This is a genomic window from Streptomyces brevispora (assembly GCF_007829885.1).
Lineage (GTDB): Bacteria > Actinomycetota > Actinomycetes > Streptomycetales > Streptomycetaceae > Streptomyces > Streptomyces brevispora.
Genome location: NZ_VIWW01000001.1, coordinates 5291490 through 5305200, shown reverse-complemented (window position 1 = coordinate 5305200; position 13711 = coordinate 5291490). Strand labels below are relative to the sequence as shown.

General features: G+C 68.8%; 10 protein-coding genes. 3 read left to right on the top strand and 7 right to left on the bottom strand.

The window, feature by feature from the left end:
• Positions 1–7: 7 nt before the first annotated feature.
• Genes FHX80_RS24610 through FHX80_RS24595 form a run of 4 tightly spaced genes read right to left on the bottom strand, consistent with a single transcriptional unit; the run spans position 8 to position 3488 of the window.
• Positions 8–919 (bottom strand): intradiol ring-cleavage dioxygenase, encoded by a 912-nt coding sequence (locus FHX80_RS24610; protein ID WP_145766189.1) that lies wholly within the window; start codon positions 917–919, stop codon positions 8–10.
• A complete protein-coding gene (locus FHX80_RS24605; RefSeq protein WP_145766188.1) occupies positions 916–1971 on the bottom strand; it encodes a maleylacetate reductase in 1056 nt (351 codons plus the stop codon). The genes FHX80_RS24610 and FHX80_RS24605 overlap by 4 nt, the downstream gene beginning before the upstream one ends.
• A gap of 7 nt (positions 1972–1978) precedes the next feature.
• Positions 1979–2674 carry an alpha/beta fold hydrolase gene (locus FHX80_RS24600; protein ID WP_244318418.1) on the bottom strand — a complete coding sequence of 232 codons (696 nt, stop codon included), beginning with the start codon at positions 2672–2674 and terminating at the stop codon, positions 1979–1981.
• 16 nt (positions 2675–2690) lie between these two features.
• Complete coding sequence (locus FHX80_RS24595) at positions 2691–3488, bottom strand: SDR family NAD(P)-dependent oxidoreductase (protein WP_145766187.1); 798 nt, start codon at positions 3486–3488, stop codon at positions 2691–2693.
• Between the two features lie 300 nt (positions 3489–3788).
• Here FHX80_RS24595 and FHX80_RS24590 point away from each other — a divergent pair, with 300 nt between their 5' ends.
• Entirely contained in the window at positions 3789–4991 is a 1203-nt protein-coding gene (locus FHX80_RS24590; protein WP_244318416.1) for an acyl-CoA dehydrogenase family protein, read from the top strand.
• Positions 4992–5001: 10 nt separating this feature from the next.
• A complete protein-coding gene (locus FHX80_RS24585) occupies positions 5002–5529 on the top strand; it encodes a flavin reductase family protein (RefSeq protein WP_145766186.1) in 528 nt (175 codons plus the stop codon).
• Positions 5530–5747: 218 nt separating this feature from the next.
• Here FHX80_RS24585 and FHX80_RS24580 read toward each other — a convergent pair whose 3' ends face one another.
• The 3 genes from FHX80_RS24580 to FHX80_RS24570 form a co-directional block, all read right to left on the bottom strand.
• Complete coding sequence (locus FHX80_RS24580) at positions 5748–6707, bottom strand: LysR family transcriptional regulator (protein WP_244318415.1); 960 nt, start codon at positions 6705–6707, stop codon at positions 5748–5750.
• Positions 6708–7750: 1043 nt separating this feature from the next.
• Positions 7751–9091, bottom strand: a complete 1341-nt coding sequence (locus FHX80_RS24575; RefSeq protein ID WP_145766185.1) for an MFS transporter — start codon at positions 9089–9091, stop codon at positions 7751–7753.
• 104 nt (positions 9092–9195) lie between these two features.
• On the bottom strand, positions 9196–10851 hold the full coding sequence (locus FHX80_RS24570; protein WP_145766184.1) for an MFS transporter: 1656 nt from the start codon (positions 10849–10851) through the stop codon (positions 9196–9198).
• Between the two features lie 992 nt (positions 10852–11843).
• Between FHX80_RS24570 and FHX80_RS24565 the strand changes: the two genes are divergently transcribed.
• The gene (locus tag FHX80_RS24565; protein ID WP_145767472.1) at positions 11844–13283 is read left to right on the top strand and encodes an aldehyde dehydrogenase; all 1440 of its coding nucleotides are present in this window, start codon (positions 11844–11846) and stop codon (positions 13281–13283) included.
• Positions 13284–13711 lie beyond the last annotated feature (428 nt).

Here is a 13711-nt window from a genome sequence, read left to right as displayed (position 1 = left end):
CGCTTGCTCAGGCCTCGGCCGGCGCGAGCACGATGTCGAAGCGGACCTTCGACCAGGTGCCGTCGACGACCCTGCCGTCCGGCGTGGGTGTTCCGGCCGGCTGTTCCTCGAAGTCCTTGACCAGCGACTCCTTCACGCCGAAAACGCTGTCCTTGTCGAGGAGTTCGTCACCGCGCACGAAGATGTGCGTGACCAGCTCCCGGTAGCCGGGTACGCGAACGAGGAAATGCAGGTGGGAAGTGCGCATCGGGGACCGGCCGACGGCCTGCAGCAGCCGTCCGACCGGGCCGTCGTGCGGAATCGGGTACGGGGTCGGCGTGATGCCCCAGAAGCGGTAGCTGCCCTGATCGTCGGTGTAGAAGTGGGCGCGTGCGGCAGTGCGGTCGTCCGTGTACTGCACGTCGTACAGGCCGTCCTCGTCGGCCTCCCACACCTCCACCAGCGCGCCGGGAACCGGGGTGCCGTCGGTGTCGGTGACGGTGCCCTCGACCCAGCACGGCTGCCCGACCGCGCCGAACGACATGTCGCCGCCCAGCGGGATCTCCGGGGAGCCCTCGACGAAGAACGGGCCCCACACGGTCGCCTCGGTGGCATTCCGGTAGATCTCGTTGTTGACCGCGATGGTCTGCATCGAAGCGCCGAGCACGTCGGAGAGCAGGATGAACTCCTGCCGTTTGTCATCGGTGATGTGGCCGGTGGCCGTGAGGAACTCGATCGCCTTGTTCCATTCGGCCCCGGTCAGGCGCGTTTCCCGGATGAAGGCGTGGACGTGCTGGACGAGCGCGGTCATGAGCTCCTTGAGCCGCGGATCGGCACAGGTGTCGAAGGAGCGCACCACGCGCTCGATCAGCTCTTCCTCGCGCCGGCTCTGCTCCACGCCGACGCCCTCGGTGGCCGAGGACTCGCCGGTGCCGGTCATGCCGGCTCCTCTCCGGACCATGCTGCCTGCAGCAGGGCGGTGATGTCCGCCGGAGTCACCGGCGCGGGGTTGTTGGCCGGGACGGCCTTCAGAATGGGGCCGACGGCCTTGGCGATGCCGTCGGCGGGCATGCCGTAGTCCCTCAACGCCCGTGGCGCGCCCAGGGCGTCGCGCAGTGCAGCCAGCCCCTCCCGTGCCGTCGCCGAGCCGAACGCGTGGGCTATCCGGGATTCGGCCTCAGGCGCGTAAGGAGCGTTGAAGGCCAGCACGTACGGAAGTACGACCGCGTGGGTCTGTGCGTGCGGCAGGTTGAACATGCCGCCGAGCACATGGCAGATCTTGTGGTGCAGGCCCGAGCCGGCGGAGGCGAACGCGACCGCTGCCAGGTAGGCGCCGTACAGCGTCTTCTCGATCCCTTCGATCGACGCCGAGTCGCCCGCCACCTGCGGCAACCCCGCGGCGAGGCCGTGGATGCCCTCCTGTGCCAGCACCCGGTCGATGGGGTCCGCGCGGGGCCCCCACATCGAGTCCACGCAGTGGGCCAGCGCGTTCAGACCGCTGGACACGGTCAGCTCGCCGGGCAGGGTCGTGAGGAGGTGGGCGTCGTAGACGATGGAGCGCGGCAGTACCTTCGGGTCGGCCCCGGTGCGCTTGGTCTCGCCCTCGGTCAGACCCCACACGTCGGTCGCCTCGCTGCCGGCGTACGTCGTCGGCACCGCGACGACGGGCAGTCCCGTGGTCAGTGCCACCGCCTTGCCCAGTCCGGTGGTCGAGCCGCCCCCCACCGTGACGATCACATCCGCCCCGCAGGAGGCAGCGGCCTGACGGGCGCGGGCGGCCACCTCGACCGGCACATGCATCACGACGTCTTCGTGGCGCAACGCGACCGGAACCGCCGCGGCGATCGGGGCGGCCAGGACCGCCTCCTGCTCCGAGGCGATCAGCATCACCTTCGTGCCACCGAGCGCCCCGACCTCGGCCGCCACGGCCGACGGGGCTTCGCCGGGGGCGAAGACGACGCGCTGCGGGAGCGTCTCATGGATGAACTTCATCTGCGACTCACTCTCCTTCGTTCCGCGGCAGCCACCCGAGCAGTGCGGAGACGACCCCGTCGGGATCCTCGAGGGCGGAGAAGTGCCCCACGCCCTCGAGCGTCACCAGTTGCGCGCCGGGAATCCCGGAGGCGACCTCCTGACCCAGGTGCGGCGGGGTGATCGCGTCGCTGTCTCCCACCAGGACCATCGTCGGCACAGCGATCGTGGACAGCTCCTGACGCCGGTCGAGTCGCTCGGCGACCGCCAGCTGTTGGTCCTTGAAGACCTCCACGCCCAGGGAGCGGACCATCCGACCTGCCAATGCGGTGATGTCGGGCCGGTTGGGCGCCACAGCGCCCGCGATCAGGTCGGCCGCCTTCTCGAACTCGCCGGACTCCGCCAGTGCGATGGCCTTCAGCGAGTTCTCCCGGCGCTTCGGCTCCGCGGCGATTGCGGAGGAATTGAGCAGCGCGAGGCCCTGGACCCGGCCGGTGTTGCGCAGTACGACATCGAGCGAGACGTATCCGCCCATCGAAATACCGGCGAGGTGGAACTCCTCCGGAGCCTTCTCCAGCACACTGTCGGCCATCGCCTTGATCGAGGCGCCTTCGCCCCGGATCACCTGGCATTCGACGTGTCCGGACAGTCGCTCGACGACGGGTTGCCAGAGGCGCTCGTCCGCGCCGAGCGCGGGGACCAGCACCAGCGGGTAGTTCTGCATCTTCATTCCTCCCGGCTCACGCAGCGCCGTCGACATTGAGAATGCAGCCGGAGGTGAACCCCGCCTCTGCGGAAACGAGGTAGGCGACGGTGCCGGCGATCTCTGCACCGGTGCCGGTACGTCCCGCCGGGATCGCCGTGCGGGTGGCCGCCCGGGCCTCCTCCGGCAGCGCCTCGAACACGCGCCGCACGCGGCCGTACTCCGGCAAAATCAGTCCCGGCGAGACCGCGTTGACCGTGATGCCGCTGCTGCCCAGATCCTTCGCGAGCTGCTTCGTGAACCCGTTGATCGCAGCCTTCGACGCCGCGTACGGCAGGCGCGCTCCGACCGTGCCCGAAGGCCCGGCAAGGCCGTCGGCCACCGCCGAGGAGAAGTTGACGATGCGTCCGAAGCCGTTTCGGCGCATCAGCGGCACCGCCATCCTGCTGCACAGGAACGCGCTGGTCACATTGGCGTCCAGGACCCTCGACCACATGTCCGGCGTGAGGTCTTCGATGTCGTGGACGGACTTGGTGCCGCTACCTCCGGCCGAGTTGACCAGCACATCGACCCGGCCGAAGTGACGTTCCACCTCGGCGAAGGCGTCCGAGACGAGTGCGGCGTCCGTGAGGTCCGCCTCGACGGTCAGTACCCGAAGCCCGGGGAACGCGGAGCGGATAGCGGCGGCTGTGGACTCGAGGCCCTCGCCGTTGAGGTCGAACAGCGCGATCTCGAACCCCTCGCTTGCGAGACGGTGCGCGATCTCGGCGCCGAGCCCTTCGGCTCCGCCGGTCACCACGGCGACCTTCGTCTCCGTCCCTTGCGTTGAAAGCACCGGACTCCTCCAGGACGTTCCGCCGGCTGAACCATCGGCAGCCGCACAGGTCGGTGTGACCTGCTGCGCACAGCGTGTCCCAGGGAAACGCACACATCAATGACGCAAAGATTCGCCCGGTAATGCGTTTCCCGTATAACGCCCGTGCCCCTGGATTTACGGGCGGCGCACCATGCCATGTGCCTATTACATGGCCATCACCAACTTCCTGGTCTTTCCCTGGGCCGCCATCAGTCCGCATGCTGCTGGGTGACCGGCGTTACCCGGACATCAGCCTCGTCGCACATTGTGGAGGAAGCCGTGACACAATCAATTCTCGGATCACGCACGACCATTGGGCCGGATCCGGAGATCGTCTCCCGCGCCACGGCTCTGGTGCCAGTGATCCGCGAATACGCCGATCAGGGCGCCGAGGGCAGAAGAATCGCGCCCGAGGTGATCAAAGAGCTGGACAGGGCCGACCTCTTCCGACTGTTCGTGCCCGCCCGCCTGGGCGGCCTGGAGGCTTCGGCAGCGACGATCTTCGAGACACTGGCCGAGGTCTCGCGCGGAGACGGCTCCACCGGCTGGGTGACCACGCTGCTCTCGTCGGCCGCCGGCTATGCGTCCACCTTCCCCGACCAGGCCCAGCAGGACGTCTTCGGTGCGAACCCGCGCGCCCGCGTCTCGGGCACGTTCGCCCCCACCGCGCAGGTCGAGCGTGTGGAGGGCGGCTACGTGGTGAGCGGCCGCTGGCCGTACTCCTCAGGTTCCTTCGCCGCGGACTGGGTCACCCTGGGACTCCTGATCCCGCGTGAAAATCCCGACGAGAACCCGGTCTCCATGGCGCTCTTCGCCCGTGACGCCTGCCGGATCGAGCCCTCCTGGTTCGTGACCGGCCTCAAGGGCACGGGCAGCGACACCGTGGTCGTGGACAACCAGTTCGTCCCGGACCACCGGATCCAGCCCATGCACAACATGTTCAACGGCGAACTGCTGTCCTCACACCGTGAGGACAGGGTTGCCACCTGGCCCTTCGGCTCGGTGGCGTCGATCATCCTCGCCGCCCCTCAGCTCGGGATGGCCCGCCACGCGCTCGAGATCACCCGCGCCAAGCTGGGTGACAAGCCGGTGACGAACACGGCCTACCGCCAGGCCCGCCTGTCCCCCACCCACCAGCTCAACGTGGCCGGCGCCGCGACCAAGCTCCACCTCGCCGAACTGGCCATGCAGCGTGTCGCACACGACATCGACACGGCGAGCGCCGAGGGCCGGCGTCCGGACGTGGAGACCCGCGCCCGGATCCGCAACGACACGGGCGTCATCGCAGACCTGTGCAAGGAAGCCATCGGCTTCCTGCTGACGGCCAACGGCTCCGGCTCGTTCGCGGAGAGCAACGTCATCAGCCGGATCTGGCGCGACTCGGAGATCGCGAACCGGCACGCGCACGTCACCTCGGGCATCGGCCGCGAGGCTTACGGCCGCATACTCCTGGGCAACAACGACCACCTGATCGAGCTGTGACATGCCTGCCATGACTGAGACTTCCCCCATCGCGAGCGGCCGCGTGGCGATCGACGACGCGGCAGCCTACCGGCGTGTCCTCGGGCACGTCCCCACCAGCGTGGCCGTGGTGACCGCCACCGGCCGCTCGGGACGACCGGTGGGCATGACCGTCGGATCGTTCACCTCGGTCTCCCTCGACCCACCGCTGATCGCCTTCTTCGTCGATCAGGCATCGTCGACCTGGCCCCACCTGTACGCGGCCGACCACTTCGGCGTGAGCATCCTGGGGCATGCCCAGAGCGAGCTGTGCCGGGCCTTCTCCCGCCGCTCCCAGGACCGTTTCGAAGGGGTGGACTGGCACATGTCCGGCCTCGGCGTCCCGCTGCTGTCGGATGCCATCGTGACCCTGGAATGCACCCGGGCCAAGATCGATCTGATTGGTGATCACTATCAGGTCGTCGGCCGTGTCGAGGCGATGGAGCTGCGCGCTCCCAACCCCCCGCTGATCTTCCTGCAGGGCGGATTCGTGGACATGGCCGACCGCAGCGCCTCCTGAAACATGTTCCGCCCCGCGAGGGACTGCCGCCCGATCGGGCGGCAGTCCCTCGCGGGGTTCCCGCCTCCCGGTGGTGCCGCCGGACTCACCGTCGTGGCCGGCCTTTCCGGACGGAGGGTAGATGCGGACCATCCGGGCCATGCGGCCCCTGACACGGCAAAGGCACACAGCCGTCCCCGGCTGTGTGCCTTCACCACTTCGTTCCCGTTGCCCGCTCGTCAGCCGGGCCGCTCCGCGGCACCGGCGGCCTGCGGGACGGCCTCCTGAGCGAGTCCCGTGCGTTTCGACTGCGCCGCCGCGAATGCCAGGAAGCGACGCGCGGCCTGCCCGGCAGGCCCGCCCTGGCGCGTCAGCATTCCGTAGGGCCGGACCGCGGAAGGGTCGTCGATGAGGATGACAGGAGTCAGTGTCTGCTGTCCCGGCTGCGGTTCGGGAACGACGGCGACGCCCCATCCGGCCGCGACGAACGGGGGCAGGGTGTACAGCTCCGTGACCTCGATGACGAACCGCGGGGTGAACCCAGCCTGTCGGCAAAGGCGTTCGGTGATGTGCCGCAGGCCGTAACCGACCTTGAGCGAGACCATCGGCTCGTCCTCCAGGTCGGCGAGCGTGACGGACTCGCGTTCGGCGAACCGGTGGCCCTCGGGAACCCCTACGCACAGTCTCTGGCTGCCGAGTGGAATCCAGTCCAGGTCCTCCGCGGCCGGCTCCGGAGCCACGAAGCCGATGTCGATGCGGCCCTGCCGTACGTCGTCCGCCACCGCGTCGGACGCGCCGCCGCGCAGCTCGAAAACCGCACGCGGGGTCAGTTCCCGGTAGCGGTTCACCAGGTCCGGGACCAGCCACTCCCCGAAGGAGTTCAGAAAGCCGAGGGACACCTGGCCCTGGTCCGGATCGACCATCGTGGCGATCCGTTCTTCTCCCTTGGCGAGTTCGTTCATGGCCCGCATGGCGTGCGCCTGGAAGACCGCACCGTATCGATTGAGCCGCAGCCTGTTCTGGCGCCGGTCGAAGAGTTTCACGCCGAGTTTGCGCTCGAGTCGGCCCAGGGCCCGTGACAGGGTCGGCTGGCTGATGTTCAACCGCGCGGAGGCAGCCGTCATGTTCTCGGTTTCGGCGAGGGTATTGAACCACTCCAGTTCGCGCAGCTCCATGGCTCTCCAAGTCTTGCGGCTCACTGGCCGAAACCATACTTCCAGTGCATAGTTTGCTCAATAGGCGTATCGCACTTGGTCGGAAATTCCCGCAAAACCCAAGTCCAGGGCCGCGGATCCTGTCCATTTTCCACGGACCCGGCGGCTCGTTATGCAAATGGTGCATCGTCGGTGCGAAGTTCCTGGGCCTTTACTCCCACTAAGCCGCATACGCATGCTGACGGCGACGGACCCGATCGTCGGAATCTGGGAACACTCGGCCGCCTGTCCTGAAGGACACGTGTCTCTCCCTGCCGGACGACAAGGAGAAAAACGGAGGTCTCGCCCACACCAAATGCCTCGCCCGCCACCTCCGGAATCGCCAGCCGAGGGCCAGCGCTCAGCGCAGGCCTGTCTTGCCAGAAACCTCGTCCGTCCTGGTAAAGCGGCATGTTGGTGCTCGGTGCCAGCGCATCACCGTCTCCGACGTACCAGCAGCGACACCCGACGCAGTATGTCCATCGGGAGCTGGTGCAGCAGCGCCGCCGGGAACGCTCGGTCGACCGCATCGACCGCGGCCTGTACTTACTCAGTTGCTTCTCCAGCACCGTGATCTGATGCCTTTGTCCCGGTGGCTCAGTCGCACCAGCACGAGTGATCACGTTGCCGTGCTGATCGGCGTCAGCACGAGCGTCTTGGCGTGAGCGCCGCCCGCGAGGCCCCACGGAAACGGTCCACCGCCTCCCACCTGGGCGGATGAGGTTCTCTACAAGGACACCCTCAAACGCGAGACCTCCACGGCGCCCGCAGCTACGGCAACGCCAGCACCTGCAGGAGCCACGGTCCTCGCCTAGCCGACCCGCTACATCACAGCGCAGCTGCACACGGTCGACGCGTCAACCACCAGGAGCGCACCGGCCTCCTCGTGTCGGCGGTCTTCGAAATCTTTTCGGAGACCGCCGACAGTGGTCGACCAGTGATCAACTTTCGGAAGCGGAGTTACCTCCCGAGGCCCGTTTCGCGGGTGGCAGGCGGGATCGACACCTGCTTCCGGCCAGTAGCCGGAAGCAGGTGCTCGTCGATTCCCTTCACGGGGCTTCGGCAATCGCGACTGGGTCCGGGAACGCGGCGTCCTCAAGGTCGGACCGGTTCGTCTCCCGGGTCAGCGCGATAGCGACGGCGCTGAGGAGGCATACACCCACGAGGAAGAGGACGACGGGAGTGGGGTCCGTGCCGTTACCCGCGCCTGCCAGGAGCGCGGTCGCCGCCAGGGGCGCCAGGCCGCCACCCAGAGTGGTGGCGAGCTGGTACCCCAGGGACGCGCCCGTGTATCGGGCACGGGTACCGAACATCTCGCTCACGAACGCGGCCATCGGCCCGTACATGGCTGCCTGGAGCAGCGGATTCCCGATCACGTACGCGACATAGAGCGCGGTTACCGAGCCGCTGTCGACGAGTGCGAACAACGGGTACGCGGCGATCGCCGAGCCGACGGCGCCACCGATCATCACGGTCTTGCGGCCGACCCGGTCGGACAGGGCCGCGTAGGCCGGGATGGTCAGGATGTGGAGGGCGGCCGACGCGGTCTGCGCGGCGAGCACCGTGGAGAGGTCGTATCCGACGCCCATGGCGTAGGTCAGCATGAACGTCGCCAGCAGCGACTGCATCAGAATCGGAGCGGAACCGCCCAGGGCCGCCAGCACGATGTTCTTCGGGTGTCTCCGCAGCACCGCCAGCAGTGGTACCTCTTCCTTCTCGGGAGCCGTGGTGGCCCTGCGTGCGGCCTCCTGGAAGGCTGGGCTCTCGTCCACGCGGAGCCGTACGAACAGGCCGATCGCCAGCAGCACCACACTGAACAGGAACGGCACCCGCCAGCCCCACGAGAGGAACGCGTCTTCCGGCAGCGCGGAGAACGCCGCGAGCATCGTGGTAGCGAGCACGGCACCCGCCGGCCCGCCCATGTTCGCAAAGCTCGCCGCGAGCCCGCGCCAGCGCGCGGGAGCGTGCTCGAACGCCATCAGCGCGGCGCCACCCCACTCCCCGCCGACCGCCACACCCTGTATCAGCCGCAGCACGACGAGCAGTGTGGGTGCCCAGACGCCGATGGTGTCGTAGGTGGGCAGCAGGCCGATGCAGAAGCTGGCCACACCCATCAGCGACATCGTGATCACCAACATCGATTTCCGGCCCAGCCGGTCCCCGAAGTGACCGAAGACGATGCCGCCCAGCGGCCGGGCGAGATATCCGACCGCCAGCGTGGCGAAGGAGGCCAGAGTCCCTGCCAAGGGGGTCAGGCGGGTGAAGAACAGTTGGTTGAACACCAGTGAGGCAGCGGCCCCATACAGCAGGAAGTCGTAGAACTCCACGGTGCTGCCCAGGAAGCTGGAGAGGGCGACGCGTCGCGTCTGGCGGACATCGCTTTTCGGCATGCTGGTTCCTCCTTGTCGGATCGATATAGGGGAGCTGAGAAACGGAAGGACCCAGGGTCCGTTTCAAGACCCCCGCAGCGGTTCGGGCGCGCTGGAACCGCCGGTCAGACGGCGGCCCCTTCGGCCGGAGCGTCTGCCGCCCCACTGTCCGGAGTACTGGTCTCCCCGCTGTCCGGGGTGCTTGCCGCTCCGTCGCCCCCGGTCTTGTCGCGCAGGGCACCGACGACGAGCACGCAGCACAGGAGAGCGGCGATACCGCACACCAGGTAGCCTGTGGAGAAGCCGTTGCTGAGCGACTCGAGCGCCAGGCCCGCCGCCTCGGCAGGCGGCGAGCCGGCCGGAGCGGAGTTGACGGCCAGCGGGCCCGCCGCCTCGGCGAGCTGTCCGGCGGCGGCCTGCGCGGCGGGGCTCAGGTCCGTGGCCTGCGCGAGGCCGGTGCTGAAGAGGGAGTCGGCGCGGCTGAGCGCGATGGCGCCGACGACGGCGGGACCGAGGGCGAAGCCGAGGTCGCGCAGCAGGCTGGTGGTGGCGCTGGCCATGCCCGCCAGGTGCGCGGGCACCGTGTTCACGGCCGTGGCGGTGATGGAGGAGACCGTGAAGCCGAACCCGATACCGATCAGCCCGAGCGGCAGCGTGATCGACAGGAGTGAGGTGTCGGTGATGGGCAGGGTGGCCGCCCAGAATCCGCCGGCCGAGATGAGGGCCAGGCCGAAACCGAGGACCCAGCGCGGTGCCAGTCGCGTCAGCATGCGTCCGGTCACCGGAGTCAGAACGGCGACCCAGCAGTTCGACACGAGGAATGCGACCGCGATGCGCATCGGGCTCTGGTGCTGGAGGGGGCCCATGCGCATGCTGGTCGCATAACCGGCGCCGAGGAACGCGAACATGCCGACGACGGCGACGACCGCGGCGATGCTGAAGGAGCGGTTGCGGAAGATGTCGAGCGGCAGCAGCGGCGCCTTGGCCGAGTTCTCGATCCGGACGAACAGCGCCAGGAACACGGCCGCGACGACGAACGCGACGACGATGAGCGGCGAGCCCCAGCCGTCGGCAGGTCCCTGGACCACGGCGTAGAGCAGGGCGATCAGCGCGACGGCGATCGTGATCTGGCCCCGGACGTCCAGCTTCCGGCCCTCCGGGGCGCTGGACTCCTCGGCGAACAGGGCGCTGACGAGAGCACTGAGCGCGGCGAGGGCGGCAAGGACGACGAACGACCAGCGCCAGCTGCCGAAGTTGGCGGTGATGCCGCCGAGCAGGGGCGCGAGGGTGTTGCCGACCGCCAGGCTGGTGACCCAGATGGCGATGACACGTGCCCGCCGGGGGCCGTCGTCGGTGCGGACCGCGATCACCGTCAGCGAGGTCGGGATGACTGCCGCGGCGCCGATGCCGGACAGGACCTGGCCGACGCACAGGAGGATGACGTCGGGTGCGGACGCGGCGACGACCTCACCGGCGACCATCAGCAGGGCGCCGCCGACCAGCAGTCTGCGGCGTCCGAAGAGGTCACCGAGCACGCCGAAGGTGAGTTCCAGGACGACGATCGGCAGCAGGAACGCCGCGGTGATCCACGTGAGCTGGGATCCCAGAGGCTGCAGGTCGGCCTGGAACAGGCCGTTGAGGGTGGCGGGTATCGTCGTGGCGAGCTGGGCCACGAAGACCGCCAGACAGCCGGCGATCAGTGTGCCGAGGAAACTCCGGGTACGTGGGCCCTCACCGGATCTCTCACGGTCGTGGGCGGTTGCAGTCGGGGAAACAGACATAGGGGTATCCCTGTCGCGGAGTGGTTGGGGTGACGGTGCTTCCGTCCGACGGGCCACCCCTGGCTGCCGGGCGGTCCGGCCGGTGGTGGCGTCATCGGGCAGGTCGGCGGCCGGGCGGCGGACTCGTGCCGACGGGCGGCGGAAGCCACGGCCGGCTTACGCAGGCGCGGTGACGGGTGCCGACCTGGGCCGGAGGCGTCCAGGGGCGCCCGTGGAAGGCGGACGGTCGGACGGACGGCGTCCGGGGCGGCGACGCGTCCCGTGTCACGGCTTGCTGCCCGGGGGGCGTGGCCGGTGGCCGGACACGGTTCGAGCCCCTTGGGTCGCAAGGGCGCTCGCAGCCACGAACTCTTCCGCAGCCTCCGCGCGAGGCTGCCCGGAGTACGGCCACGTCCTCGTGCGGTCGGCTGGTGTGTTGTGGGCTCATGGTGGCCGGGGAGCCATGGACTGTATACACACACGATGTTGGGGCTGCTCATGCGCCTGCCGCATGGGCCCCGGGACAGCCCCCCTCGCGCCCGGTCCCGGACGCGGTGTCGACGGTGCGGCCACGGCCGGTCGGCGGACCCGGCCGGCAGCGACCCCCTGTGCGGCGGCCCCGGTGCTTACGTGCTTCTCAGCGGGTCACGCCACCACGTCCGCGGCGTGGCCGTCCGCGCCCTGTCGGGAGCACCCGGTGGGGGATGGTGCCCTCACAAACTGAAGGAACCGGCGTGCGGCCCGTCCCCGGGCACGGCTGCCGCCCCCTGCCCGCGGTCATGAACAGCTGCCGGACGTACGGGAGTTCCCGCTGGCTGGATCGTCATCCACCTCACGCATGGCCGGGTGCAAGTTTTTGAGTCTTTACCTCGGGCGGAGACCCTCCGCATGCTGGCGAACGCGGGGGGCCACTGCCGGCCTCCGCCGCCTTCCCCCGCTTCACTCTTCCCATCATCGTCCGTGTTGGAGGACTTGTGCCTTCTGTCGCCTCACTCGAAGCACCCGAGGACCGTATGCGGTTCTTCATCGACGGGCGGTGGGCCACCCCACACGGTGCCCGCTCTCACCAGGCCCTGGAGGCCGCCACGGGTGATGTTCTCGCCCGCGCCGCCCTGGCGGACGAACAGGACGTCGACGCGGCCGTGCTCGCCGCCCGCAACGCCCTGGACCACGGCGTCTGGGGACGCACCACCGCCCCCGAGCGCGCCGCGGTCATGCGGCGCATGGCCGACGCCCTGGAGAAGCGGGCCGAGTCGACCGCCGTGCTGGTCAGCCGGGAGAACGGCATGCCCATCGGGCTGTCCCACATGCTCAACGGTGGTGCTCCGGCCGGCCTGCTCCGCATGTACGCGGACCTGGTGGAGAACCTCGAACTGGAAGAGGTACGGCCGAGCCAGGCAGGGTCGACCATCGTGCGCCGGGAGCCGGTCGGAGTGGTCGGCGCGATCACTCCGTGGAACTTCCCGCAGGCCCTGGCCATATTCAAGATCGCCCCTGCGCTGGCGGCCGGTTGCACGGTGGTGCTGAAGCCCTCGCCGGAGACGGCGCTGGACTCGTACGTGTTCGCCGATGCCGCGCTGGAGGCGGGGCTGCCGGACGGCGTGCTCAACATCGTGCTCGGCGACCGCGACGCGGGAGCGGCGCTGGTGTCGCATCCGCTGGTCGACAAGATCGCCTTTACCGGATCCACCGAGGCCGGCCGCGCGATCGGCGCCGAGTGCGGGCGCCTGATCCGCCGCAGCACCCTCGAGCTGGGCGGGAAGTCCGCTGCGGTGTTCCTCGACGACGGGGTTCTGGACACGTTCCTGGCCGGGCTGGACGGCGCGTGCTTCCTCAACAACAGCCAGACGTGCACCACTCAGGCCCGTATCCTCGTCGCACGTTCCCGTTACGACGAAGTCGTCGACGCCCTCGCGCAGTACACCTCGGACATGGTCCTGGGCAATCCTCTCGACCCGTCCGTGACCTGCGGGCCAATGGCCAGTCGCAACCAACTGGACCGTGTGCTGGGCTACATCGACATGGCACGGAACTCCGATGCGCGTCTCGTCTCCGGCGGTGGCCGGCCCGAGGGGCTGGAGCAGGGCTGGTTCGTGCAGCCCACCGTCTTCGCCGACGTCGACAACAACGACCGCCTTGCACGCGAGGAGGTCTTCGGTCCGGTCATGGCCGTGATCCCGTTCAACGACGACGAGGACGCCATCAGAATCGCCAACGACAGCAACTACGGGCTCGGCGGCTCCCTCTGGAGCGCCGACGAGGACCGGGCCCTGGCCGTCGCCCGCCGGGTGCGCACCGGGACGATCGGCCTGAACTACTACACCCTCGACCTCGGTTCGCCGTTCGGGGGCATGAAGGACTCCGGCATCGGCCGCGAGCTCGGGCCCGAAGGCCTCAATGCCTACCTGGAGTACAAGTCCGTCTACGCGAGCGACAAGTACCTGTCGGCCTGAGTCCGTTTCCGGGGACCCCCTAGCCGGGCTACCGAGGGGCACGTTGGCCGGTCGGCCGTGAGGCAGGCCGGCCAACGTGCTGCCCCGGGCAGGGGGCACTGCCCGCCCCGATCAGCACCGCTAGGAACGTTCACGAAGGAGTCTGATTCGAAAATCAACCGTCCATGCAGGTCAGACCACTTCCGCTGATGGGAGGGACACTTGATGGCCAAGCATGTTGAGCTGGCTGACCAGGTAGCGGATCTGCCGGCCCGGCCGGTTCGCTGGATGAAGCAGTCGCCTCCGAGGTCACGGCGCTGGTGCAGATCCATTCCCACCCACTGCACACCGTCGTACGGTGGACTCTTCAAGGGCCACACCGAGTTCGGACTTGCCTGAGCCGAGCATCCTGCGAACCCGGCAGGAGCGGGAGGCCCCGCTCATTGCAT

Coding starts and splice junctions, on each gene's coding strand:
- FHX80_RS24610 (WP_145766189.1), bottom strand. CDS start 919: ATGACCGGCACCGGCGAGTCCTCGGCCACCGAGGGCGTCGGCGTGGAG.
- FHX80_RS24605 (WP_145766188.1), bottom strand. CDS start 1,971: ATGAAGTTCATCCATGAGACGCTCCCGCAGCGCGTCGTCTTCGCCCCC.
- FHX80_RS24600 (WP_244318418.1), bottom strand. CDS start 2,674: ATGCAGAACTACCCGCTGGTGCTGGTCCCCGCGCTCGGCGCGGACGAG.
- FHX80_RS24585 (WP_145766186.1), top strand. CDS start 5,002: ATGACTGAGACTTCCCCCATCGCGAGCGGCCGCGTGGCGATCGACGAC.
- FHX80_RS24575 (WP_145766185.1), bottom strand. CDS start 9,091: ATGCCGAAAAGCGATGTCCGCCAGACGCGACGCGTCGCCCTCTCCAGC.
- FHX80_RS24570 (WP_145766184.1), bottom strand. CDS start 10,851: ATGTCTGTTTCCCCGACTGCAACCGCCCACGACCGTGAGAGATCCGGT.
- FHX80_RS24565 (WP_145767472.1), top strand. CDS start 11,844: ATGCGGTTCTTCATCGACGGGCGGTGGGCCACCCCACACGGTGCCCGC.